The sequence below is a fragment of the Zavarzinella sp. genome (genome assembly GCA_041399155.1).
Lineage (GTDB): Bacteria > Planctomycetota > Planctomycetia > Gemmatales > Gemmataceae > JAWKTI01.
On sequence record JAWKTI010000005.1, the window covers coordinates 227,539 to 250,546 of the forward strand.

18 protein-coding genes are annotated in these 23,008 nt (G+C 48.8%); 12 read left to right on the top strand and 6 right to left on the bottom strand.

Annotated features, from left to right (window positions below):
* Positions 1 to 81: 81 nt before the first annotated feature.
* From R3B84_21400 to R3B84_21410, 3 genes are all read right to left on the bottom strand, one after another.
* Positions 82 to 594: a hypothetical protein gene (locus tag R3B84_21400; GenBank protein ID MEZ6143128.1), complete on the bottom strand. Its 513-nt coding sequence runs from the start codon at positions 592 to 594 to the stop codon at positions 82 to 84.
* Between the two features lie 63 nt (positions 595 to 657).
* Positions 658 to 1,737, bottom strand: a complete 1,080-nt coding sequence (locus R3B84_21405) for an aromatic ring-hydroxylating dioxygenase subunit alpha (protein ID MEZ6143129.1) — start codon at positions 1,735 to 1,737, stop codon at positions 658 to 660.
* A 39-nt stretch (positions 1,738 to 1,776) separates the two neighbouring features.
* Positions 1,777 to 3,198, bottom strand: a complete 1,422-nt coding sequence (locus R3B84_21410; protein ID MEZ6143130.1) for a DUF1501 domain-containing protein — start codon at positions 3,196 to 3,198, stop codon at positions 1,777 to 1,779.
* 298 nt (positions 3,199 to 3,496) lie between these two features.
* On the opposite strand from R3B84_21410, the gene R3B84_21415 reads away from it, so the two are divergent.
* The 12 genes from R3B84_21415 to R3B84_21470 all read left to right on the top strand — a co-directional run bounded on the left by R3B84_21415 (position 3,497) and on the right by R3B84_21470 (position 21,306).
* Positions 3,497 to 4,753 carry a sulfatase-like hydrolase/transferase gene (locus R3B84_21415; protein MEZ6143131.1) on the top strand — a complete coding sequence of 419 codons (1,257 nt, stop codon included), beginning with the start codon at positions 3,497 to 3,499 and terminating at the stop codon, positions 4,751 to 4,753.
* Between the two features lie 371 nt (positions 4,754 to 5,124).
* Positions 5,125 to 5,643 carry a sigma-70 family RNA polymerase sigma factor gene (locus tag R3B84_21420; protein ID MEZ6143132.1) on the top strand — a complete coding sequence of 173 codons (519 nt, stop codon included), beginning with the start codon at positions 5,125 to 5,127 and terminating at the stop codon, positions 5,641 to 5,643.
* The gene (locus R3B84_21425) at positions 5,640 to 6,707 is read left to right on the top strand and encodes a hypothetical protein (GenBank protein ID MEZ6143133.1); all 1,068 of its coding nucleotides are present in this window, start codon (positions 5,640 to 5,642) and stop codon (positions 6,705 to 6,707) included. The genes R3B84_21420 and R3B84_21425 overlap by 4 nt, the downstream gene beginning before the upstream one ends.
* A 45-nt stretch (positions 6,708 to 6,752) precedes the next feature.
* The gene (locus R3B84_21430; GenBank protein MEZ6143134.1) at positions 6,753 to 7,196 is read left to right on the top strand and encodes a hypothetical protein; all 444 of its coding nucleotides are present in this window, start codon (positions 6,753 to 6,755) and stop codon (positions 7,194 to 7,196) included.
* A 19-nt stretch (positions 7,197 to 7,215) separates the two neighbouring features.
* Positions 7,216 to 9,684 (top strand): PSD1 and planctomycete cytochrome C domain-containing protein, encoded by a 2,469-nt coding sequence (locus tag R3B84_21435; protein MEZ6143135.1) that lies wholly within the window; start codon positions 7,216 to 7,218, stop codon positions 9,682 to 9,684.
* 22 nt (positions 9,685 to 9,706) lie between these two features.
* Positions 9,707 to 11,116 (top strand): DUF1501 domain-containing protein, encoded by a 1,410-nt coding sequence (locus R3B84_21440; GenBank protein ID MEZ6143136.1) that lies wholly within the window; start codon positions 9,707 to 9,709, stop codon positions 11,114 to 11,116.
* A gap of 245 nt (positions 11,117 to 11,361) precedes the next feature.
* Complete coding sequence (locus tag R3B84_21445; GenBank protein MEZ6143137.1) at positions 11,362 to 12,780, top strand: putative sulfate exporter family transporter; 1,419 nt, start codon at positions 11,362 to 11,364, stop codon at positions 12,778 to 12,780.
* 1 nt (position 12,781) lies between these two features.
* Entirely contained in the window at positions 12,782 to 12,958 is a 177-nt protein-coding gene (locus tag R3B84_21450; protein ID MEZ6143138.1) for a hypothetical protein, read from the top strand.
* 382 nt (positions 12,959 to 13,340) lie between these two features.
* Entirely contained in the window at positions 13,341 to 17,072 is a 3,732-nt protein-coding gene (locus tag R3B84_21455) for a serine/threonine-protein kinase (protein MEZ6143139.1), read from the top strand.
* 63 nt (positions 17,073 to 17,135) lie between these two features.
* Positions 17,136 to 18,527, top strand: a complete 1,392-nt coding sequence (gene asnS / locus R3B84_21460; GenBank protein ID MEZ6143140.1) for an asparagine--tRNA ligase — start codon at positions 17,136 to 17,138, stop codon at positions 18,525 to 18,527.
* Between the two features lie 325 nt (positions 18,528 to 18,852).
* Complete coding sequence (locus tag R3B84_21465) at positions 18,853 to 20,478, top strand: serine/threonine-protein kinase (protein ID MEZ6143141.1); 1,626 nt, start codon at positions 18,853 to 18,855, stop codon at positions 20,476 to 20,478.
* Between the two features lie 432 nt (positions 20,479 to 20,910).
* Positions 20,911 to 21,306: a hypothetical protein gene (locus tag R3B84_21470; protein MEZ6143142.1), complete on the top strand. Its 396-nt coding sequence runs from the start codon at positions 20,911 to 20,913 to the stop codon at positions 21,304 to 21,306.
* Between the two features lie 394 nt (positions 21,307 to 21,700).
* On the opposite strand, the gene R3B84_21475 is transcribed toward R3B84_21470, so the two are convergent.
* The 3 genes from R3B84_21475 to R3B84_21485 all read right to left on the bottom strand — a co-directional run bounded on the left by R3B84_21475 (position 21,701) and on the right by R3B84_21485 (position 22,952).
* A complete protein-coding gene (locus tag R3B84_21475; protein ID MEZ6143143.1) occupies positions 21,701 to 21,841 on the bottom strand; it encodes a hypothetical protein in 141 nt (46 codons plus the stop codon).
* Between the two features lie 67 nt (positions 21,842 to 21,908).
* On the bottom strand, positions 21,909 to 22,121 hold the full coding sequence (locus R3B84_21480) for an FHA domain-containing protein (protein ID MEZ6143144.1): 213 nt from the start codon (positions 22,119 to 22,121) through the stop codon (positions 21,909 to 21,911).
* A 357-nt stretch (positions 22,122 to 22,478) separates the two neighbouring features.
* Positions 22,479 to 22,952: a fasciclin domain-containing protein gene (locus R3B84_21485; protein ID MEZ6143145.1), complete on the bottom strand. Its 474-nt coding sequence runs from the start codon at positions 22,950 to 22,952 to the stop codon at positions 22,479 to 22,481.
* Positions 22,953 to 23,008: the final 56 nt, after the last annotated feature.

Sequence of the window (23,008 nt, forward strand, 5' to 3'; positions counted from 1 at the left end):
GAATTCGCCTTCGTGCTTCTCAGACCTGGGTTGAAACTTGAAACGGGCCAACAACATCTAGCACAAACTAATGAGTGTCTCTTAATTTTTCTTCTTTTTGGGCATGATCATCTGCATCGCGGTTTGGATGGCGCGTTGTTCCCGCTTGCTTTCCGATTTCTGCCGCAGTTCCATCAATGTGGTGCGGGCGGTTTTCTTCAAATCGGCATCTGAAGTTAACGCACCCAGTTCGCCAATGGCGTTGACCATGCCAATGCGGGCGGCTTCTTCTTTTTCTGCTTTCAGTGCGGTTACCAGTTGGGTCATTGCCTCTTTTTGATCTTTCGGATCAATGTGGGACAGGGTCTCTGCGGCAGCACCCCGCACGCGGGCATCGCTGTCCTTCAGGCAATTGGCGATGTCACTGGTGTATGGTTCCGTCAATCGACGCTGTGCGGCACCCAGTTTTTTCAGTTCATCCAACGCACCCAATCGCATTTTGGCATCTTTATGCTTCAACTGACCTGCAAATTTCTTCGCATCCTCTTCGCGGGTTGCACCCACAACCAGGATGGTGCTGCACAGCACTGCGAAGAGAGAAAGTTTTTGCCACATGTTCCTGCTCCGTAAGAAGTTAGGCGAATAGTTTCCATGATGCAATATTGTGATATTGCTATATTATTGTAAGGCCTGTGCCATCAATCTGTGGAAGTGGTGGGCACCTGCTTCCCGTTTTGCCGAGTATCGCCCCGCGTGGTAGTGCCTGCTTTGCAGGCCACGCTGCACCGATTCGCAGATTTCCAGGTCTTCTAACTGTATTTGGTGCGCAACCCCGATACTTTGTTCCCGAAAATCGTCAGAATGTTCTGGCGAAAAATAATAATCGAACACCACCCGACAGCGATCCACCCCCAGTGGGTAAACGGTATTGGTATCGAGTATCCCTGGGTAATAATTCACCATTACGTTGGGCCACAGCCACCAGTAATAGGCCGTTCCACCTGCACGTGTGGTGCTGGCAGGGTTTGCCGCATCGCCAGGTTTCAGTGGGCTGGACTGCACGTTGCACCATGGATGGAGATCGGTGCGATACTGGCTGTAATCCAGCACATCGGCAAGTGCGGGGTGCACCGCATGGACGTGGTAGCCACCATCCAGGTAATTATCGATGAAAATCTTCCAGTTACACTCAATGATATACTCCACCTGGCGGTGGTGTTGAAGATGCTGGATCGGTAGTTCATTCCACCACTGCAAAAACGGCGCAAGTACTTCGTCTGCAGATACTTGCGGTGTTCCCAGGTGCAGCCACAACCAAGGCGGGGTGGTTGTTAACTGAAATTGTGGCAGGCGACAGCTTTCTTTGGAAAAATCCTGCACTCCTTCGAATTCCGGCGTGCCACGGAGATTGCCTTGTAAGTCGTAAGTCCAGCCGTGATAAGGACATCGGATACGACTGCATTCTCCATGCGAACTGGGAAGCAGCACGGCAGCGCGGTGGCGACAAACATTACTCTGTGCGGTAATCTCGCCTGTATCCTGCTGAATCAGTGCAATCGGTTCCCCAGCAATTTCCAGGCTTTGGTAACTGCCCACATTTGCGAATTGGTGCTGTGTGCCCACCATCAGCCAGGAATCATGAAAAATTCGTGAAATTTCCTGCTGATAGATTTCTGGCGACGTATACCACGGTGCGGGCAGTGCAGACGCACGCTCTAAAGGCAAATTCTGGTCGAAATCCGTTGTCGCTACAGGCATTTGTTTTCCGAACTACTTATTTCAAAGTTACTTAGGATTTTACGACAATAATTCCTGAATGGGTTCGCCATGATAAATGTGGTGCGGGCGATCCAACGGATCCAGCCACATATCCGTGCTGGGAATACCCAACACATGGTATATAGTTGCCGCCAGATTTTCCGGAGTTTGTGGGCTGGTCTTAGGATAGGCACCCGATTTATCGGTGGAACCCACCACACGACCTGCATGAATGCCCCCACCTGCCAGCAGGATTGACTGTGCCGCACCCCAGTGGTCGCGGCCGGGCAATTTATAATGTTGTGGCAGGCCAAACACTTTCGGTGTGCGGCCAAATTCCCCTGCAACCACCACCAATGTGTCCTGCAATAGTCCACGCTCCTGTAAATCAGTCAGCAGTGCGGCAAGTGCCTGATCCGTGGGTGGGAATAATTTGTCCTTCAAATGCGGGAACGCATTACCGTGGGTGTCCCAGGTTTCATTATTGCCCAGGTTCACCTGCACCAGACGCACCCCCGCTTCGACAAGCCGTGCCGCCATCAATAACGACCAGCCAAAGGAATGATCGCCATATTTTTCTCGCACCGCCTGTGGCTGCAGGGTGATATCAAACGCCCGCCGCACATCAGGATCCAGAATCATGCTTAACGCACGGTCGCGGTGGGGATCGAGCCTGCCCCCGCTGGCTTCGGAATCCAATGAAGCCCGCTGTGCATCGAGTCCTTTCAACAGGCTTAATCGATCCTGAAATCGAGCCCCGGGCACCTGTTCAGGCAGCGACAGGTTTGGCAATTCGAATTGTTGGCGTTTCGCTGCATATTTTTTATCCTGGTGGCTGAACTCATAGGTGGGAAATGCACCATACGCTGCAGAATCGAACGCTGATGCATTCAGAAACCACGGATCGTGCTGCTTTCCCATAATCCCCGCAGTCTGGCCAGGAATCACCCGCCCGGTGCGGTGGATCAGACGTTCTGGCAGCACCACGGCAGGTGGGAGGTTGTTTTTGGGCTTGCAGATTCCCGTGATGATCGATGCCATCGATGGCCAATCGCTTTCGAGTGGCTTGTTGGGATTAAAACCCGGGGGTAATTTACTGCGTCCGGTAAGAACGATGTGGTGTCCGGCGGAATGCTCATTGCTCGAATGTGTCAGCGAACGCACCAACGACCAGTGATTGCTGAGTGAGGCCAATTTCGGCAAATGTTCACAGATTTGAGTGCCCGGTGTGGCGGTGGCAATCGGGCGAAACTCCCCACGGATTGTATCGGGGGCATCTGGTTTCATGTCGAAGCTATCATGCTGAGCCAGTCCACCGGAAAGGAAGACAAATATGACCGATTTTTCCCGTTTGGCTGCTGCTTCGCTGCGAAGTGCCAACAAATGTTCCAGAGACAGGCCCAGCAACCCCACAGCACCGGCCTGGATACTTTGACGTCTCGTGAACTGAGGATGTAGCATGTCACTTTCTGGTTGAGAAAATACTCCCACATCCTACCATCGCCACAAGTAGTTGTAAACCAATAACTAGCTGAGAAGGTGAAAACAAAAAAGATTGAAAGTCTAATGTGGAAATGCTGGCCACTTTCGCCCGCAGATCGGCAATATGCGATGGGAAACCCTTAAAATACTTCACGGAATCAGTTTCCTGAAAGTACTCGAGCTTTTTGAAACTAATGTGAGATGGAAGATGAAATCGTACCTAAGCAACTTCATATGGATAGGCATTTTTCTTTGCCTTTGTTTTTCGAAGAACGTAGTGGGAAAAGAACTTACCCGTCCGAATATTATCATCATTCTTTCTGATGATGCTGGGTACAACGAGTTTTCTGCGCATGGATCGAAACTGTTTCCGACGCCACGGATTGATTCAATCGCGAAAAATGGCGTGATGTGCACCCAGGGTTATGTTTCGGGAACAGTTTGCAGCCCCACGCGTGCGGGATTACTTACTGGCCGTTACCAAAACCGCTTTGGGCATGAATTTAACATCCCACCTGTATACAGTGAAACGAACGGACTTTCGTTAGAGGAAACCACCATTGCGGATGTGCTCAAACAAGCAGAGTATCGCACCATTGCACTTGGGAAATGGCACCTGGGGTATGCACCGAAATTCCATCCGATGGAGAGGGGCTTCACCGATTATTTTGGCTTTTTACAAGGTGCGCGCAGTTATTTCCCACAGCAAAAATCATCGGTGTTGAACCGCCTGCTGCGTGATCGAGAGCCGATTCCGGAAAAATTTGAGTACATGACGGATGAGCTAGCCAAACAGGCTGCGAACTACATCACCAAGCATAAAAGTCAGCCATTTTTCATGTACCTGGCGTTTAATGCCACCCATAGTCCGAACCATACCCTGCCCGCAGACGAAAAGTTATTTGACGATGGAAACGGCAAAATAAAGTTACGTGCGATGACGGCAGCACTGGACCGTGCCGTGGGAGTGGTGCTGGATCGCTTGCAGGAACTGAAATTAACTGATAACACTCTTGTTATATTTTTGAATGATAATGGAGGTGCAGCAGGACACGACAATGCACCATTGCGGGGCCAGAAAGGCTCCACGTGGGAAGGAGGGATTCGAGTTCCTTTTCTGTTGCAGTGGCCAGCTCAATTACCAGCTGGCGTGAGATATGAGAAACCTGTCATTTCTTTGGATTTATTCCCCACAGTAATGGGTGCTGCGGGCATACAAAAATCGACCGGAAAGCCGCTGGATGGTGTGAACCTGTTGCCTTATCTGACCAAAAAGCAATCGGGCGAGCCCCACCAGACTCTTTTCTGGAAAAATGGCACTGCCTACGCCGTACGGGATGGGAACTGGAAACTAGTATTGGGGAATAAACAAGCCACCCAGCCCGAGTTGTTTGATCTGAAAGAGGATCCTGAAGAAAAAACAGATGTAACAAAAATGAACCCGGAAATTGCGAAGTCGCTACAGGAAAAATACCGCACCTGGAAGAAAGACTTTCCCAAGCCCACGTGGGGTGGTGCGAAAGACAAGGACTAACCCACTTCTGAAATCAGGCATCTTCCAGGTAGAACAGCACGTTGGCAAGTTCGTTGCTGTGCGTTTTTCATATACCCCAGTCCCGCTCTGCCTGTGAATTTGCTACTTTCAAAATCAATGTTGCCTGATCTGCCTGATCCTCTTAAGTACATTTTCGCCCATAATCTGCTGAAAATGTACCATACCAATTGAAATCCTGCTTGTTAATGAAGAACTTGATGCACCGATGCACCTGTAGGTAATTCAACATCAAAAAGGAAATTTCTCTCATTTTTGCAGCGCGAGTGGTTTTCTGAAAAACTGCGACTTTTCTGTCCAAATTCCCCCACACATGGTATGTGATTGGTGGCGAGTGTGACGATGGGGTAACAATGGACGCACATGAGCGTTTTCTGCGACATTATGCTAGCAACGAACCCGCAATCCGTGGTTATGTCCGGCGCTTACTTCCGAATCGGGAAGATGTACACGATGTGATGCAGGATGTTGCATTAGTACTTTGGAAGAAATTTGAAGAATTGCCCAATGAGTCTGATTTCCGCCCATGGGCATTCGGTGTTGCGAAACTTCAAACCCTCGCCTGGCTACGGGACAAAGCACGCGATCGGTTAAAACTATCCGAAGAAACCTTGCTGCTTCTGGCTGATGAATCAACCCCAGTACAGCCACTCCTGGAACAGCACCAGGAAGAGTTGGAACATTGTCTTGAAAAGTTACCTGCAGAGGAAAAACTGTTATTGCTAGCTGCTTACCAGCCACAAGCAAAAATTAATATTGTGGCACAGCAAAGCAACCGCACGGTGGGAGCGTTTTATAAATGGCTGCACCGCACCCGCATGAAATTGCTGGCGTGCATCCAGCAGCGTGTTGAATGGAGTGAAGCCAAATGAAAGAAGCATTTCCCCGAGAATTGCTTGAGGCACTTTCGAGATACGTGGAAGGCATTCATTCAACAGAAGATATTCAGTTGCTGGAAACAAACCTGCAGCAGAATCCTGCATTCAGAAAGTTTTTTGTCTGTTACCTCAATCTGGATGCGGGGATTGCCAGCCAGGCAGCAATTGAATCACCCGAGCAGTTACCAGGTACCGTACCAGCTGATGTGGTGCCTTTTACCACTGCCGGACGCGCGGATAAACGTGGCACGGACAGCACTGTTCCATTACGGAAGTGGTTATCTGTCGCTGCGATCCTGCTGATAACCGTGGGCGTAGTGCTGGTAGGGATGCTGAGTAATCCCACGAAAGAAATAAAAGCGGAACAACTGCTTGCTGAAGCACAGCATGCGTTAACATTGCCACTGGAACGTGGTTATCGTGTGGAGGTCACGGGAACTGTCGCATATCAGGAAGATCCCCCACAGCCAGAGCAGATGATTGTCTGGACCCACGGCAACCGCTTTCGGGTAGAGGTAGCGAATCCCACAGAGAAGTGGGCCTGGGGTCGTGAGGAAGATGGTTCAATCTGGATTGTGGCAAACCCGAATCGAGGTCTGAAGATAAACCCGGATGAAATTGGTCCCGCATTGAAGAGGTATTCTGATCGTTTTGCTTTGGATTGGACTTCTCTTATTTCAGATTTAAAGCAGGGTGCTGATCTGAAAGTTTCTTCCGGCACTGCTCAGCAGAAATCGATTCGTTTGCATGGACAGTTTCGCAGTGGGTACCACCGTTCGTTACTTGTGTCTGTTGATCTGGAACTGGATCCCAGCTCAAAAGCAATTCGGAAAGCAACGATGGTTCGCACAAGACCTGACCAGCAACAGGAAACCAGTGTTTTTACTCTGGTTGAAGAGAGACCAATTCAGGAAGATCGCTACCACCTGGAAGGAAATCTGGTGAGGCCATTTGAGATTCTGGATGGCAAAGCAAAAACTGGCAGACGACGCATGATCATTGGTAACCGCCTGGGTGGTGGAAACCATCGTTGGCTGCTGCCTGGCAATAACCCGTAAATGCAATTCCATTGCAAGTTCGCTGAATAAGCAGGAGTAACAAAAATGATTTTCTACAGTGCCCTGGTGGGGCTGCATGCACTGTTGCCAGTAAATGAAATCACGCCGACGGTGTTCTATGGCAGGATTCAGAAAATTGAAAGCGGTAAAGTTTCGTTCACCCGGAGTGCCACTTCAGAAGAAGGTGGGATGGCGAAAGGAAAAGGAAAAAAGAAAGGTGGTTTCAGTCGATCTGGTGCAGAAACGTTGCCAGTGGCTACCGACATTCTGATTACCACTGCCCATGTGGAACGCCGCACGGGTGACTTTCACGTGGGTACACCGCTTGGCGGAGGACTTCGAAACAGTGCCATGAAAAAACTATCCCCAGGTGCATCTGCCAGAATAGTCATTCATGGGGGCAAAGTGATTGAACTGAATATCGCTTTTGCAGATCAGGAGGATGTCACCGTAATCGCAATTCCACCACGTCAAGTGCCCAAGAAATAACTCAAGCAGGAACAGAACCATGAAACTTCGAATGCTCTGGTTAACGGCAATCGTTTGGTCGAGTGCAAACACTACCAGCCATGCCCAGTCGAACAATATTGCTTTTTTTGAAGCAAAAATTCGCCCGATGCTGGCAAAGTATTGTTACAGTTGCCATTCCGAAACTGCCAACAAAAAGAAAGGTGGTCTGGCAGTAGACACTCAGGCTGCACTGCTGAAAGGTGGGGAATCTGGCCCGGCAATTGTCCCGAAGTCGGCTGAGAAAAGTCTGTTGTTTCAGGCGATTACTTACCACAACAAAGAGATGCAGATGCCACCCGATGGGAAGCTGAGCGATATGGTGATTGCTGATGTTCGCAAGTGGATTGAAATGGGTGCACCAGACCCCAGAGGCAGAACAGGAACTATTCCGATCCAGAAGAGCATCGATCTTGTAAAAGGCAGGCAGTACTGGGCTTATCAACCACCCATGAAGCAGACATTGCCAAAGGTGAACAATGGAGCATGGCCACGAACGGACATTGATTATTTCACACTGGCCAAAATGGAAGAGAATCACCTGAAACCGGTGGGTGATGCAGCCAATGTAACTCTGGTGAGAAGACTTTACTTCACCATCATTGGGTTGCCACCATTGCAGGAAGATCTTGCCACGTGGGTAAGCAAACTGGATTCCACTGCCAGCTTGCCTGCAAAGCAGAAAGTGCTGGGAGAACTAGTTGATTCTTTGCTGGCATTACCTCACTACGGAGAACATTGGGGCAGGCATTGGCTGGATGTGGCACGCTACGGTGATTCCACGGGTGGCGACGATAACAACGTTCACCCCCACGCCTGGCGGTACCGCGACTATGTGATCGATGCATTCAATGCAGATACACCTTACGATCGATTTATTGTGGAACAACTTGCGGGTGATCTGTTACCCGCAGCTGACAAAGCGGAGTTTGCCAGGAATGTGATTGCTACTGGTTTTCTGGCGATTGGTGTGAAACTGGTGGGAGAGGAAGAAGGCAGAAAGTTTTTTGCTGATATGGTAGATGAGCAGATCGATGTGACAACCAAAGTATTTCTGGCAACGACAGTCGCCTGCGCCCGATGTCACGATCATAAACTGGATCCCATTCCGCAAGCAGATTATTACGCCCTGGCTGGCATCTTTCGCAGCACCACCACACACTTTGGACTGCTGCATTCCCAGGCACGCCAAACAACGCCGCTGATTGATTTAAGTGGTATGGGATTACCTGTGCTTGGAAAAACGATTTCCCAGGACGAATTGCAGAAATTGAAAAAAGCCCGCGATGATGCTGCGACATTGGTAGATGATATTTATCGTAGACGCCGGGCTGGAGAACAAATTAACCAAAGCGTCTGGTTGCGTTCCCGAACGAATCGAGATCGCACCGACTTTGCTTATCAGGCTTATGACAGTAAAGGCAACCCCAAAGTATTAGTGATGGGCATCCAGGATCAGGAATTGCCTGTTGATACCTGGATTAATCCACGTGGGGAGGTGGATCAGCGTGGGGCGAAAGTCCGTCGTGGCGTGGTGCAGGTGCTTGCGAAATCAGGTGCCCATTATTTACCCAGCACCAATTCCAGTGGGCGGTTGGAACTGGCGAAATGGATTGCCAGCCCCAATAATCCGATCACTGCCCGGGTGATGGTCAATCGTATCTGGCACCACGTGTTTGGACATGGCCTTGTTCGCAGCACCGACGACTTTGGCGTGTCTGGCTTGCCGCCCACGCATCCAGAGTTGCTGGATTACCTGGCACTACGCTTCATTGAAAATAAATGGTCTGTGAAAGCGATGATTCGGGAGATGGTTCTATCCCACACCTGGCAGCTTGCTGCTTCTGATCTCAAAGAAAATTCAGCGATTGACCCAGACAATCAGTACTACTGTCGGATGAGCCGCAAACGGCTGACTGCAGAATCGATTCGTGATGCAATGCTGGTGGTATCCGGGAACCTGAAGCGGGAACGCCCACTTGGCAATTTCCTTTCCGGTGTTGGGGAAGGTACGATTGGTCGATCAGTCATGGAACCGGAGATACGCAAGATTGATCCGGATTATCGTTCGGTTTATTTACCACGTGTACGTAACGTACTGCCGGAGATGCTGGAATTATTCGATGCCCCGGATGCCAGTCTGGTAGCTGGTGTGCGAGATACTACAACCAGCCCGTTACAAGGGCTTTATCTGATGAACAGTCCTTTCGTATCGCGGCAGGTGGAAGCAACTGCTGCTAGGATTCTCAAAAAATCTACGGCTGATACTGACCTGGTGAAGGCAATCCATTTACATGTGTATGGCATTCCACCCACAGACAAGCAGCGAGATATTGCGAATCAGTTTTTTGATCAGATAAAAAAGCAACTGGCTCCCACCCAGGCGAAAAGTTACGAGATCGAAAAGATTGTGGTGCAAACTTACTGCCACGCACTGATTTGCTCGGCAGAATTTCGGATTCTTGATTAACGAATCACTTAGGAGAAAATATATGTTTCAAGCAACGAATGATCTGTCCCGTCGGGATATGCTGAAAGCAACATCAGCTGGGTTTGGCTTTATGGCGTTCTCTGGCTTATCTACTCTGGAAGCCGCAGAGAAAACCTCTGTTCTCACCGTGAAAGAGCCCCACTTCCCTGCGAAGGCAAAGCGGGTGATCTTTCTGTGCATGCGTGGGGGCCCTTCCCACCTGGATACGTTTGATTACAAACCGGCATTAGTAAAAGATAGTGGCAAGGCTTCCAAATATGGGGAAAAATTAATGACTTCCCCCTGGGCCTTCAAGCAGCGTGGTAAGTCTGGCTTGTGGATTTCTGATCTTTATCCGGAACTGGCAAAAGTTGCCGACAAACTAACCCTGCTACGAGGGATGAATTGCGATCAACCCAACCACTCCCAGGCATTTGTTCAGATGCACACAGGCAATTTTCAGTTTGTGAGGCCTTCGTTAGGTGCGTGGACTCTCTATGGCCTGGGCACGGTTTCCAGCAATCTGCCTGGGTTCATTTCTATCAACCCCCCCACCAGTGTCGGTGGGGCGCAAAATTATGGCAGCGCCTTTTTACCTGCTGCCTTCCAGGGAACAAAGTTCAACATTGCAGACAGCAGCCAACGCAGTCGACCGATTGATATTGCCCGCCGTGGTGCGGCTAACCCACTGGGTATCAATCACCTGACCAATGAAAAATTGAAAATGAATTTACAACGCACACAACTGGATCTGATTCAACAACTCAACAACGAGAAAATCTACCGAGATGGCCCATCCCAGTTGATTGACGGTGCGATCGAAAGTTTCGAACTTGCTTTTCGAATGCAGGATGCTGTGCCGGAAGTGATGGATCTTGCAAAAGAAACCAAGGAAACTCTGTCTCTCTACGGTATTGGTACCGCTGAAACAGATGGATTTGGCAGGCAGTGTCTGCTGGCTCGCCGCTTTGCGGAAGCAGGTGTGCGGTTTATCGAACTTGGTCACGGCTCCTGGGATCAGCACAACAATTTACGCACAGGGTTAGAAAAGAATGCGTTGAATACCGATCGTCCGATTGCGGGTTTATTGACCGATCTGGAACGGCGAGGCATGCTGCAGGATACCCTGGTGATCTGGGGTGGCGAATTTGGCCGTACGCCACATTCCAATAATGGTGATGGGCGAGACCACAACCACAAAGGTTACACAATGTGGATGGCCGGAGGTGGGGTAAAAGCAGGATTTTCCTACGGTGCCACCGACGATTATGGTTACGAAGCTGTTAGCGGAAAAATGCACATCCACGACTGGCATGCGACTATTTTACATCTGCTGGGCTTGAATCATGAGAAACTGGTCTTTCGACACGCGGGCCGGGCGATGCGTCTGACCGATGTCCACGGCAGTGTGGCGAAAGCCATTATTGCATAGCATTACCCCTGATGCTCGTTGAAGCTGACATAAAACTCTTATCGAGAATACCGATTTGATTCCCTCAACTGGTTCAAATCTTTGGGGACCTTCGATTTCTTCGATAAACCTTTCGGTGTACTCCAGAAGATTAGCTACTACGTGTATTGGTTTCATATTCGATATTAATCGCATGACCGTAGCCAATTAACATCCCATCAAGTAACATAGCGTGGTTACACCTGCCGAGGAGAAGCACTTTTCTCATGAAATCCTGGTTCCGCACGGAAGATGTGCTGGCGGTCTTACTTGGCACGCTGATTATCGGTCTCAGCCTGGCTGCACTCGCGGATGCAAATCTGCTGGGATGGTCAGTGGCAGTGAAAGAATGGGCAGATCCTGCAAAAGCGATGGTGCCCTCTTCAAAATCCTTTGCTGGCCTCACTGGCTACGGCGCATTGGCAATCACCTTTGTTTTTCTGCTGGCGGTACTTACTGGTGGCGCAGCGTTTTTACAATATCGACCGGGGCCATTTGCCGTTCGCTTTGGTGTACTTTTTTTACTCGCTTTTGGCTGTTGGGTCGCGGGCCACAATTCGTATATCGCTGCCACGCCAAATAAACGCCCACCCGGGGTGGGATGGTCGCTCGGTCTCACGGGGGAAGCAGGCTACCTGCTGGCACTTGTTGGTGGCTTGCTGATCGGCAATTTGCTCCCACGCATCGCGAACTGGTTCAAACAGGCCGCTCGGCCGGAATTGTTCATTAAAACGGGCATTGTGATTTACGGTGCGGTTCTGGGGGCAAAAGCTGCAGAAGAATCCGGACGTGCTACGGCAATCCTCTTCCGTGGACTTGCTGCAATTATTGAAGCCTATTTGATTTACTGGGCTTTGGTGTATCTGCTTGCCAGAAAAGTGTTCGGCTTCAGCCGAGAGTGGGCTGCACCACTGGCGTCTGGTATTTCTATCTGTGGCGTCACCGCGGCAATCACAACAGGTGCTGCCATTCGCGCCCGACCAGTGGTACCAGTGATGGTTTCCTCGCTGGTTGTTATTTTTGCAGTGCTTGAAATGTTAATCCTGCCACCGCTGGCCCACTATATCATGCCAAACGAGCCGATGGTTGCAGCAGGGTGGATGGGCCTTGCCGTAAAGACCGATGGGGCAGCGTTTTCCAGTGGCGAAGTTACCGCAGGACTTTACTACCCAGATCCCGAAGATCCTGCACGGAAGTGGATGGCACTGACAACCACCACCGTAAAGGTGTTTATTGATGTGTTTATTGGTGTATGGGCAGTGGTGCTTTCGGTGATCTGGTCCTGGAAAATTGAAAAGAAAGAAGGTAGCTCGCGGCTACCGCTACGTGAAATATGGGAAAGGTTTCCCAAATTCGTATTTGGTTACGCACTGACCTTCGGTATTTTCTTTCTGGTGGGGCTTTCTTCACCTGAAGTAATACCGGACTTGAAGCGGGGAACCAGTCAGGCAGATGTCTTCCGACGGTTGTTTTTCGTGCTGACCTTTTTCAGTATCGGGCTGGCAACAAATGTCCGAAGGCTTTGGGCAGAGGGGCTTGGGCGGTTGGCACTCGTCTATATCGTGAGCCTTTTTGGATTTGTGATCTGGATTGGTTTGGCGATTTCGTGGCTGTTCTTCCACGGCGTTCCAGCAGGGAGTAATTAAGATGACCATGCCAACCCCGCCTTCCGATTCGGACACTGCACGTGAACTGGCGAATCAGCAGTCGGAACCATTGTTACCCGTTGAAAAATGGCTGATTGGTGGCAGCCTTGCACTTGGTCTGGTGCTGCTGGTTCTTCTCTTATGGGTCAGTCGCACCTATTTTCCAGCAGGTCAATAAACTTGATTTCTAAGCAAAATTCTGATGCCGCATTCTTCTGTCAACTTCGCAGGTAATTTTCCAACTTTGGATAGAACGCTTTTCTCGATCCAGTAAACGACACCAGCATTACCGCCTGAACTATTCCAACCGTTCTGTCCCACCATAACATAGTGGGAAGAGGTGAAAATATGGAAGTGATCAGCGTTTCGGCTGCCCGACAGGCAGGCAGCGTGGGCAAAACCGTTACCGTACGTGGCTGGGTGCGGACTCGGCGTGATTCCTAATAAACGCGAATTACAGTTTGGTTTGTTTTGGTTTTCATGATTGCAGATAATCAATGCAGCACTTACAATCAAGTGTTGAAATTGGCAGGATTTCAAATTTTGGACTGGAGCAAGACATGAATCCAAATGAAATCAACCCAGAACTCGCCACGGACCACCAAATTCAGAAAAGCATTATGGACTTGCAGCAAACCGAAACCTTCCGTCCATCAAAAGATACTGATCCGGTGCAAAATCCCATTGCAGAAGAATTCCCCTCAATTGATGGTTATCAGATTGACCGCCTGATCGCCACTGGCGGCATGGGGTGCGTCTATCAGGGACGTGAAATTGCCCTCGACCGAGAAGTGGCAATCAAAACACTGCTTCCCAAAGCAAATTCTGAAAGATTTCTCATCGAATCGAAAATCACTGCAAAATTACCCCACCCAAATATCCCTGCGGTCTACCAGATCGGCACACTTGACAGTGGGGCACCTTTTCTGGCGATGAAACTGGTGCAGGGGGAAACTCTCGACAAGTTGTTGAAGAACCGAACAGAAGAAACAGCAAACCAGTCGAAACTGATCCAGATTTTTGAACAGATTGCTCAGGCCGTGGGTTTTGCCCACTCCAAAGGGGTGGTGCACCGCGATTTGAAGCCACTGAACGTGATGATCGGTGCGTTCGGCGAAGTTCAGGTGATGGATTGGGGGCTGGCGAAGGATAATTCTGCAGAAATCACCCTCACTTCCGATTTGGGGCAGACCGAAGCCCACCTGACCCATGCGGGAACGATTATGGGAACGCCGAAGTTTATGTCGCCGGAGCAGGCCAGAGGGGAAGCAGTTGACGCACGGTCGGATGTGTTTGCCCTGGGGGCGATTCTGACGGTGATTTTGACAGGGAAATCCGTTTTTGAAGCTGAAAACGCGAAAGCCACCATTGCAATGGCGGCAGCAGGCAACACGCAGCCCGCAGTGGAACGTCTGCAGGCCTGTGGGGCCGATCAGGGGTTGATCGATATCGCACTGGATTGTCTGGAAGTGAACCCGGAAGATCGCCCACCCCACGCAGGGAAGGTGGCCACGGCGGTACGGAATTATCAACGGTCTGTGGAGAAACAATACCGCAAAACGATCGCCGAAAAGGCCGCCGCAGCCACCAAAGAACAGGAACGGCGTGTGCGTGGGAAGATCCTTCGATACGGCACCTCCGCACTGGTGATTATTCTGGTTGCAGGAATCATCGGTACCACCATTGGCATGGTGCGGGCAAACCAGGCACGTGCTCAGGAAGATATTCAGAAAAAGCGTGCCATTGCCAATGCACAAGAAGCTCAGGAAGAGGCAATTACCACCCGCGCCACGCTGGACTTTTTGCAACGCGATTTCTTCCAGATCAGCTCCGCCCGTGGGCAGCACCGTCTGGAAGAAGGGAAAGTCCCGATCAATCCGGACATTACCTTGAAAGAAGCTGTGCTTCGCGCCACGAATGTGATCAACGGGCGGTTTACCAACCAGCCAAAAGTAGAAGCGGAATTGCGTACCACACTGGCAAATACGCTCGATGAAATTGGCGAAAAAGAGATCGCACTGGAAAATGCCAAAAAAGGCTATGAGGTGGCGTTGAAAGCATTTGGCCCCCACCACCAGATGACGTTGTATGTCCGCACCACCGTCGCAAGGTTAAGCAACCTGCCGCTGGATGCGTTTGAAAAGGAATGCAAAGAAATCCTGGCCCTGCAGCAACAGTACTTGTCTGATTTTCACCAGGATACTTTGTTTACTCATTTGTTGATTGCGGACTGTTTTGCACAGCGTGGCGAATTCACTAAGTATTCAGAAATTGTGCAATGGGTTTACAAGACACAAGTGGCGCAATTCGGAGAACACCACCCCACTACTGTTTATACCTTCAAGAAGATTACTGATGGCAATATGCTGGGGCAGGATCTTGATCAGATATTATCTTCTTTAAATTCGATACTGGACCATCAAACATCGACACTGGGAGCAGATCATCCGGATTTGATCGAAACTTATCAGCAACTAGCTACAATCTCAATGTTGAAAGGGTCGATTGAAAAAGCAAGTAATTATTCTACAAGAACTATTGATATCGCCAAAAAAAACTATGGAGAAAAACATGCCATTACACGTTTGGCAAGATGTAATAGTTCTGAATTAATATACGCATCAGACAAGATCAACGAATATTTGCCAATCGTTAAAGAAATTTGTAATGAGGCAATAGAACTGGATGCACCGATATCAGAAATAATTTTTTACGAGAAAAAACTGTTGTATGGATACACCATTGCAAAAAATTATCAGGAAGTTATTGAGCGATCACCTGAGCTTGTGATGACTTGCCAAAATCACCAGCTGCACGCTGATTGTCTGGAGATAATGTGGTATTGGATGAAATCTGCAAGATCCCTAAAAAATGATGATGAAGCAAATCGAATTAAAAAAGAAGCACTTGATTATATCAGTATTTATGTACAGAATCCAAATTTTGCTGATAGATTTGTCAACAAATTTAATACGCCGGATTTACCCATCATCAATTTCAGTCTGGATGTGGACCAATCTAGAATCCCAGAAGGTATTCTGAAGGACGTTCTAGTGCTTATTCAAGAATGCAATAAACTACCAGAACTGATTAGTCGAAAAAGATATGCAGAAGCGGCCAAAACATTAGACAACACACTCCAAACAATTGACGAAAAGTTCCCTTATCTATCAGAACAATTTCAACCACAATCAGAATATCTCGTAAATTTGTATTCATTAGCAGGCCTTATTGATTTTAAAAACAAAAATTTTTCATCCGCATTACGCCACCAGATACGGAGTCGGGAAATTATTCATAAAATTCATGGCGATTCCCACTTGCTATATGCAGAACAAATTCAAGCAATTGGTGTCACTCAAATCCAGCTCATGCAGCAGGAAGAATCCTATCCCAATTTTGTCAAGGCCTACGAAATTCGCAAGAAGCAATTGCCAGAAAGCGACCCCTTGTTGTTAGAAAGCACCCGCGACATGGCGTGGGTATTGGAACAGCAGAATAAGCACGGTGATGCACTGCAATACCGCCTGGTGTGCCTGAAATCCACCAGACAGATCCTGGGGGAATCCAACCCCGCAGTGCTGCAGGCGATGAAAGATGTTATTGCAATCTATCAACTTCTGAAGGAATCAGAACTCGAACTCGATATGCAGCGACAGCTTGTGGAGTGGGCACGGATTCATCTGCCGGAAAACGACGACAAGCACATGTACGAGATGCGGGAACTGGCAATCAAGCAATTCCATGCTGGCCAGCAAGAGGATGCATTCAGCAATTTCCAGACAGCCCACTGTCTGCGGGAACTGGCATTTGGCAAGGCCGACCCAAGGACATTAGAAAGCCTGCGTGATGTGGCATGGCTGCATGAAGTACAGGACAATTTTCAGGATGCATATGCCATTTATCAGGAAGTGTACAGCCGCTGGCTGGGCGTGCGTGGGGCAGCAGACGAAAATACGCTCCTTGCAGCCTGCGAATTTGCCAATTTTGCTGAACGATGTTCACAATACTCTGTGGCGAAAGAAGTCTTTGAATCAAATCTTATGGCAATCAACACCCTTCCTGAAAAAAAACACACTTTTCTAGTGCATCGTTGCCATGCCTGGTCTTTGGGGCTGCTGGGTTTTCTGGAAGCCAGGGAGAAAAATTATGATGCAGCGATTAAACACCTTGAAAATTCGCTTGCGTTGATTGAAAAGCATCAACTGGAACAAAATTCCCATACTGCAAGTGAAAAAAACCGTTACGAACGCCTTTTGAAAGCTCTGATGAAGAAGAAGCAGCCGAAATGACTTCCCCCCGCGAACCATTCCAACCGTTCTGTCCCACCATAACATAGTGGGAGAGGTGAAAATATGGAAGTGATCAGCGTTTCGGCTGCCCGACAGGCAGGCAGCGTGGGCAAAACAGTCACCGTACGTGGCTGGGTGCGGACTCGGCGTGATTCTAAAGGTGGTTTCAGCTTCATCGAACTGAACGATGGCTCCTGCCAGGGTAACCTGCAGGTGGTAGCACCCGGGGAACTGGCAAATTATGAGAGCGAAGTGAAAAAAATCCCCACAGGTGCCAGCATTGTAGCGGTGGGAGAAGTTCTTGCCTCACCTGCAAAGGGACAGGCGACGGAACTACGTGCCACGTCGATTGAACTGATTGGCACCGCCGATCCGGAAACCTTTCCGCTGCAAAAGAAAGGTCACACCTTTGAATATCTGCGGACAATCGCCCACCTGCGGCCGCGCACCAACACCTTCGGTGCGGTGATGCGGTTGCGGAATCAGGTGAGCATGTCAATTCACCTGTTTTTTCAGGAACAAGGTTTTTATTACATCCACACCCCCATTATTACCGCCAGCGACTGCGAAGGTGCAGGGGAAATGTTCCGTGTCAGCACCATTGACCCGGAAAAACCACCCCTGGAAGATGGGAAAGTCGATTACAGCAAAGATTTCTTTCACAAACCGGCATTTCTGACGGTTTCTGGGCAATTACAGGTGGAAGCTTTCGCCTGTTCATTGTCAAAAGTATACACTTTTGGGCCTACTTTCCGTGCGGAAAACTCGAACACCCCACGGCACCTCGCTGAATTCTGGATGATTGAACCCGAAATGGCCTTCTACGACCTGCAGGACAATATGTCTTTAGCAGAAGCCTTTCTGAAAAGAATTATTCGGGACGCACTGACGCACTGTGCGGAGGACCTGGAGTTTTTCAACGCACGCGTGGATACCGGCCTGCTGGAACGCCTCAACCACGTGCTGGCGAACGATTTTCTGCGAATTCCGTACACTGAAGCGGTGGATATTCTGCTGAAAGCGAACAAAACCTGGGAATATCCCGTGGCCTGGGGCAAGGATTTGCAGTCAGAACATGAGAGATTCCTCACAGAGCAGCACTTTAAGCAGCCAATTATCATTTACAACTACCCACGGACGCTCAAACCATTTTACATGCGTGTGAATGACGATGAAAAAACCGTGGCAGCGATGGACGTTCTGGTGCCTGGCGTGGGGGAAATTATTGGGGGCAGCCAACGCGAAGAACGCCTGGATCTGCTGCACACCCGCATGCAGGAACAACACCTGGATATCGAAGCCTATTCCTGGTACGCCGACCTGAGACGATTCGGTACTGTGCCGCACGCGGGCTTTGGCCTGGGCCTGGAACGAATGATCCTGTTTTTAAGCGGGATGGCGAACATCCGCGACGTCATCCCGTACCCACGCACTCCAGGGAATGCAGAGTTTTAAGACGATTCAGATGGTTAACCACTACCGTCATGCTTGCATAGGTGGGAATCCAGAAGACTATCAGTAGTACCCAATTAACCTTACTATCCGTAAACGTCATTCCCGCGAAGGCGGGAATCCAGAAGACTATCAGTAGTACTCAATTAACCTTACTATCCGTAAACGTCATTCCCGCGAAGGCGGGAATCCAGGGCAAGTGACCAAGATTGCAATCAGAACCCCTGCACTCTCATTTTTTCTTCATTTTTGAAAAAAATACATTTTTACTCTTGAATCACTTTTGTACTTCTGTCAAAGTAACTCTGACTTGCCTGAGACCCGAAACTTGCCTTCATCGCTCTCCTGTTCCCGTTGTTCCACCCTGATACCTGTGGGTGTGCTCACCTGCCCCAGTTGTGGGGAAGGTGTTCAAAACTATTCAATTACAGATGAGAAATCCGGTACAGTAACCATTACGGAACTGACAGCCCCCACGCAGGATATTACTGTTGGTGATGATGCACCTACCGTTGATGCACCCAGCAAAACCTCCCCTGCAATATCGGAATACGACGAAGAAATTGAGCAATTACCCCACGCACCGGTGATTCCGGGCTACCGACTCTATAAAGAGCTGGGTGAAGGGGGCATGGGGGCCGTGTTTCTGGCCCAACAACGGCTGACGCGGAAATTGTTTGCCGTCAAAGTAATGCTGGACCACCGCAGGCAAAGCGAACACAATATCGAGCGGTTCCGACGCGAAGCCCGTTCTCAGGCTCTGATCAACCACCCCAACGTGGTTACCGTGCACCACGTTGGCCCGCAGGAAGAAGTGCCCTACTTCGCCATGGAATATCTGGCGGCCAATTCCCTCAGCGAACTGCTGAAAGCCGGCCCACTGCCGCCGGAACGGGCTGCGACAATCATCCGCGATTGCTGCCGTGGTGTTCAGGCAGCGCACCAGTCGGGCACAATCCACCGTGATTTGAAACCAGGCAACATACTCCTTTCAGAAGATGGCACCGCCAAAGTGGCTGACTTTGGTCTGGCAAAGACCCTGGGCGACGACACGGTTACCATGTCCAACGCGGTGATGGGTACCCTCAGGTACATGTCCCCACAGCAGGCGAAGGGGGACAAAGCAACGGAACTGTGCGACATTTTTGCCCTGGGGGCCACCCTGCACAGTGTATTAACAAAATTTAATCCCTTTCAGGATCTGGCAGATGAAAAGCAGATTCTAGCCAAAAAAGCCGCTGCAACAGACAGTCTGCTTCCACCGGTGAACAAACTAGATAGCACGATTTGCCCTATTTTAAGTGCTATTGTAGATAAGGCCACCGCCCACAACCCGAAAGATCGCTACCAGACAGCAGATGATTTTGCAAACGACCTCGATGCCTGGCTGCAAAACGAACCCACGCATGCCAAGCCACTGACTGGATTGCGAAAACTCCGCTGGCGCGTGCGAAAGCACCGCAGGCAGATTGCCCTAGCGCTCCTGATCCTGCTGGCAGGCAGCGCTACCAGCTATGCGGTAATAATCGCTAACAAAAATAGCGCGAACCAAAAGCCCGTTGCCACTGTCGATCCGCTGGAAATCATGGAGCGGGACTTGGCAAACCTGAAGGTGGGCGAAAAGTACGAAGTGGTTGGCCCCACCGGCAAACCGAAGTGGATTAATTGGGAAGTGGGAGAATCCACATTAGGAACCACCATTACCGGTGACGGCGCAGCCAGCTTCCAGACGCAGCTCTATTCAATGTTGACCCTAGTTCGTGATCCAATGCACGATCGCTATCGGGTTTCATTTGAATTGCGGCATTGCACATTTCCTGATCAAGAATCTCAAATTGGTTTTTATTTCGGTCTTGATAAAAGCAAAACAAGCAACGATGAGGATGCCTGGCGCGATTTACGTTCGCTACAGGGATTTTTGGCCACTTGGGCAAGATACTCCTCAGCGTATTAAAGATAGGCACATTGTTGAAATTGCCGACCATCGGGTGTTGCTGAAAAACCAGGAACATGTTGTTGACGAACGCATTCTGAGTCTGCCCGGCGGACCATACAGCAAGCTACCTTTCAGTTTGTTCTTTGTACCAATGAACGACTTCCAAAAAATGAATGTATTTCGAAAATTCTGGATCGATTTCAGCCCCCGAGAATATCGTTGTGAATATGCAATTCGCCGACCACCTCCAATCATTGGATATGCCAGTTAGTGTTATGGATCAACATAAGCGAAAGAATTTTTTGACCAGCCAGCTACAAGATGGCACTACTGCTACATTCAACAAATGGCATTCCAGAAGTGGTTTCGGTGTGTATGCCAAAAATGCGACTATAGCATTTCGAAATATAATCTTTGAAAAATTACCAAGCAACTAGGAGAATCTTTAGTATGAATATTTTCAAAAAGCTATGGAACTGGCTATTTGGCTGGCTGATCAGAGTTGGACCATTAACGAACATTGGAGGCGGTGTCAATGTATACGCCCCAATTGGTGGAGAAACTGTCGGTAGAACTTTTTACATAGATGGCACTAGTCCAGGCATGTCACCCAACCAAGTTAATTGGAGCTTATTCGAATTTGATAACACTGCAGCAATCCAATCCGGCAATTTTTCTGTAACTGGTGCATTTTCACATCGTTTAACGTTGAATCAGATTAATGAATCGAACAACCCACATATTTTGAAACTATATTCAGGAATGTCGGGCAATGCTAAAGATTTTGAGCTATATATCGTTAATATTGATCCAGTAATAGAGACAGAAACAATATCGTTTCCATAATACAAATAGATGTTTTATTTTATAGAATTATTATTGCCTCATGAATCATTAGGGAAATATCATGGCAAAAAATGTAAAAGTTGAGGGAACCGTCAATAGTTCATACAGAAACAATGTTATAAAAGTTAAGTGTGTATTATACAGACGCAACGCAATGGGTAGAATAATTGGCAAATTTCAAGCATATCAGGATGCAACTTATGACTCTGGTACAGGTTCATATATGGTTACGTTTCCAAATGTGCCTGAAGCTCCGGGGATGAGTCCCCAAAGATATGTCGTGAAAGTAGATATCATTTTTCAGACAAATACTCAGCGAGATACCTCTCATTGCCGTTCAGTAGACGTTACCTGATTATTTTTTGTAGCACGTCAGGTAATAACTCAATTGAAACTAAAAAATTACGACATCTTCAATTGGGAATAAGCCAGTAGGACAAGCATCCGGCAGTTCATTGACCTGGACTCCAGCTACTTCCATTTCCGAATCGCTGATCAGGGTGTTGGGTTCGTCGCGGTGCTTCAACAGCTGCATAACTTCCCTGGCATTCAGTTGCGTGGTCATGTCGCTGGGATCTACACCCGTGGGTGGGCTTTGTGTATTAGAACGAGGTGATCGACACCTGATCGTTCGGCAGCAGTGCGACACGCCAAATCAGCTGACTATTGACTTGGGTGCTGATGGTGCTGCCCAGATCACGAATCATTACCAGTCCATCGGCCAGTAGAATCGCACGATGCACCTTGGAAGTGCTTTTGCGATCGAGCAGCAGGTCCCAGTTTTTCTTGCGACTAATGACAGTTCTTTTCTTCACCAGATGAAATTCCTGGCCATCTGATGGAATCTGCCGTGCTTTTTAGAAAATGCCCTACCGGTGATGAAGAATTGGCACAGAGAAAACGGGGCAACTGGCTACTACCAGGAAATGGTATTTTAGCCTTAAGCCCGTTTCTGGTCGTTAATATTCGCGTGCTGGGGAAATAGGATTCGTAGCCAAACATACACAAACGCCTGCTGAAAAGCTGTCTGAAGTAATTAAGAGCGTTCACTCATTCAATAAGCATCGATAACAATAATTCTTCAGATATGATTCTTGCTTCAACAGACTTATTATTAATTTGAGTATTGTGAAGGATGCAGAGCGAAACTCTGCATCGAAGCAAACTGCGACTTACTTGGGAATCAGGACGGTGTCGATCACGTGAATCACACCATTAGCGCATTTGATGTCGGTCTTGGTGACTTTGGCGTCGCCAATTTTCACTCCGTCTTTGGTGCTGATCTTGAAGCCGTTCACTTCTTTACCATCCAGACCAACAACGTCTTTGGCATAAACATCTTTGCCCACAACAACGTGTGCCAACAGAATCTTCTTCAGTAATTCCTTGTCTGCAAGCACTTTCTTGATGGTTGCATCACCCAGTTTGGCGAATGCTTCATCGGTAGGAGCAAATACCGTGAAAGGACCTTTGCCTTTCAGAGTTTCAACAAGTTCTGCAGCTTTGACAGCGGCCACCAGGGTGTTGAACTTGCCAGCAACGGCGGTGTCAACAATGTCCTTGGGTTCTGCGGCATTCGTGTTGGTAGAACCGAACGATAATGTGAGAACAGCAAACAGAGAAGCAACAATAAATCGTTTCAACATAATCAAAATCCTTACTTTTTTAGTAACTGCAACAATCGCACATGTGCATCAACATC

Excerpts from the sequence above, each read along its gene's own strand:
- R3B84_21470 (MEZ6143142.1), top strand. The coding sequence starts at position 20,911 with ATGAATATTTTCAAAAAGCTATGGAACTGGCTATTTGGCTGGCTGATC.
- R3B84_21435 (MEZ6143135.1), top strand. The coding sequence starts at position 7,216 with ATGAAACTTCGAATGCTCTGGTTAACGGCAATCGTTTGGTCGAGTGCA.
- R3B84_21430 (MEZ6143134.1), top strand. The coding sequence starts at position 6,753 with ATGATTTTCTACAGTGCCCTGGTGGGGCTGCATGCACTGTTGCCAGTA.
- R3B84_21410 (MEZ6143130.1), bottom strand. The coding sequence starts at position 3,198 with ATGCTACATCCTCAGTTCACGAGACGTCAAAGTATCCAGGCCGGTGCT.
- R3B84_21455 (MEZ6143139.1), top strand. The coding sequence starts at position 13,341 with ATGAATCCAAATGAAATCAACCCAGAACTCGCCACGGACCACCAAATT.
- R3B84_21440 (MEZ6143136.1), top strand. The coding sequence starts at position 9,707 with ATGTTTCAAGCAACGAATGATCTGTCCCGTCGGGATATGCTGAAAGCA.
- R3B84_21405 (MEZ6143129.1), bottom strand. The coding sequence starts at position 1,737 with ATGCCTGTAGCGACAACGGATTTCGACCAGAATTTGCCTTTAGAGCGT.
- R3B84_21400 (MEZ6143128.1), bottom strand. The coding sequence starts at position 594 with ATGTGGCAAAAACTTTCTCTCTTCGCAGTGCTGTGCAGCACCATCCTG.
- R3B84_21425 (MEZ6143133.1), top strand. The coding sequence starts at position 5,640 with ATGAAAGAAGCATTTCCCCGAGAATTGCTTGAGGCACTTTCGAGATAC.
- R3B84_21485 (MEZ6143145.1), bottom strand. The coding sequence starts at position 22,952 with ATGTTGAAACGATTTATTGTTGCTTCTCTGTTTGCTGTTCTCACATTA.
- asnS (MEZ6143140.1), top strand. The coding sequence starts at position 17,136 with ATGGAAGTGATCAGCGTTTCGGCTGCCCGACAGGCAGGCAGCGTGGGC.
- R3B84_21475 (MEZ6143143.1), bottom strand. The coding sequence starts at position 21,841 with ATGCAGCTGTTGAAGCACCGCGACGAACCCAACACCCTGATCAGCGAT.
- R3B84_21420 (MEZ6143132.1), top strand. The coding sequence starts at position 5,125 with ATGGACGCACATGAGCGTTTTCTGCGACATTATGCTAGCAACGAACCC.
- R3B84_21445 (MEZ6143137.1), top strand. The coding sequence starts at position 11,362 with ATGAAATCCTGGTTCCGCACGGAAGATGTGCTGGCGGTCTTACTTGGC.
- R3B84_21450 (MEZ6143138.1), top strand. The coding sequence starts at position 12,782 with ATGACCATGCCAACCCCGCCTTCCGATTCGGACACTGCACGTGAACTG.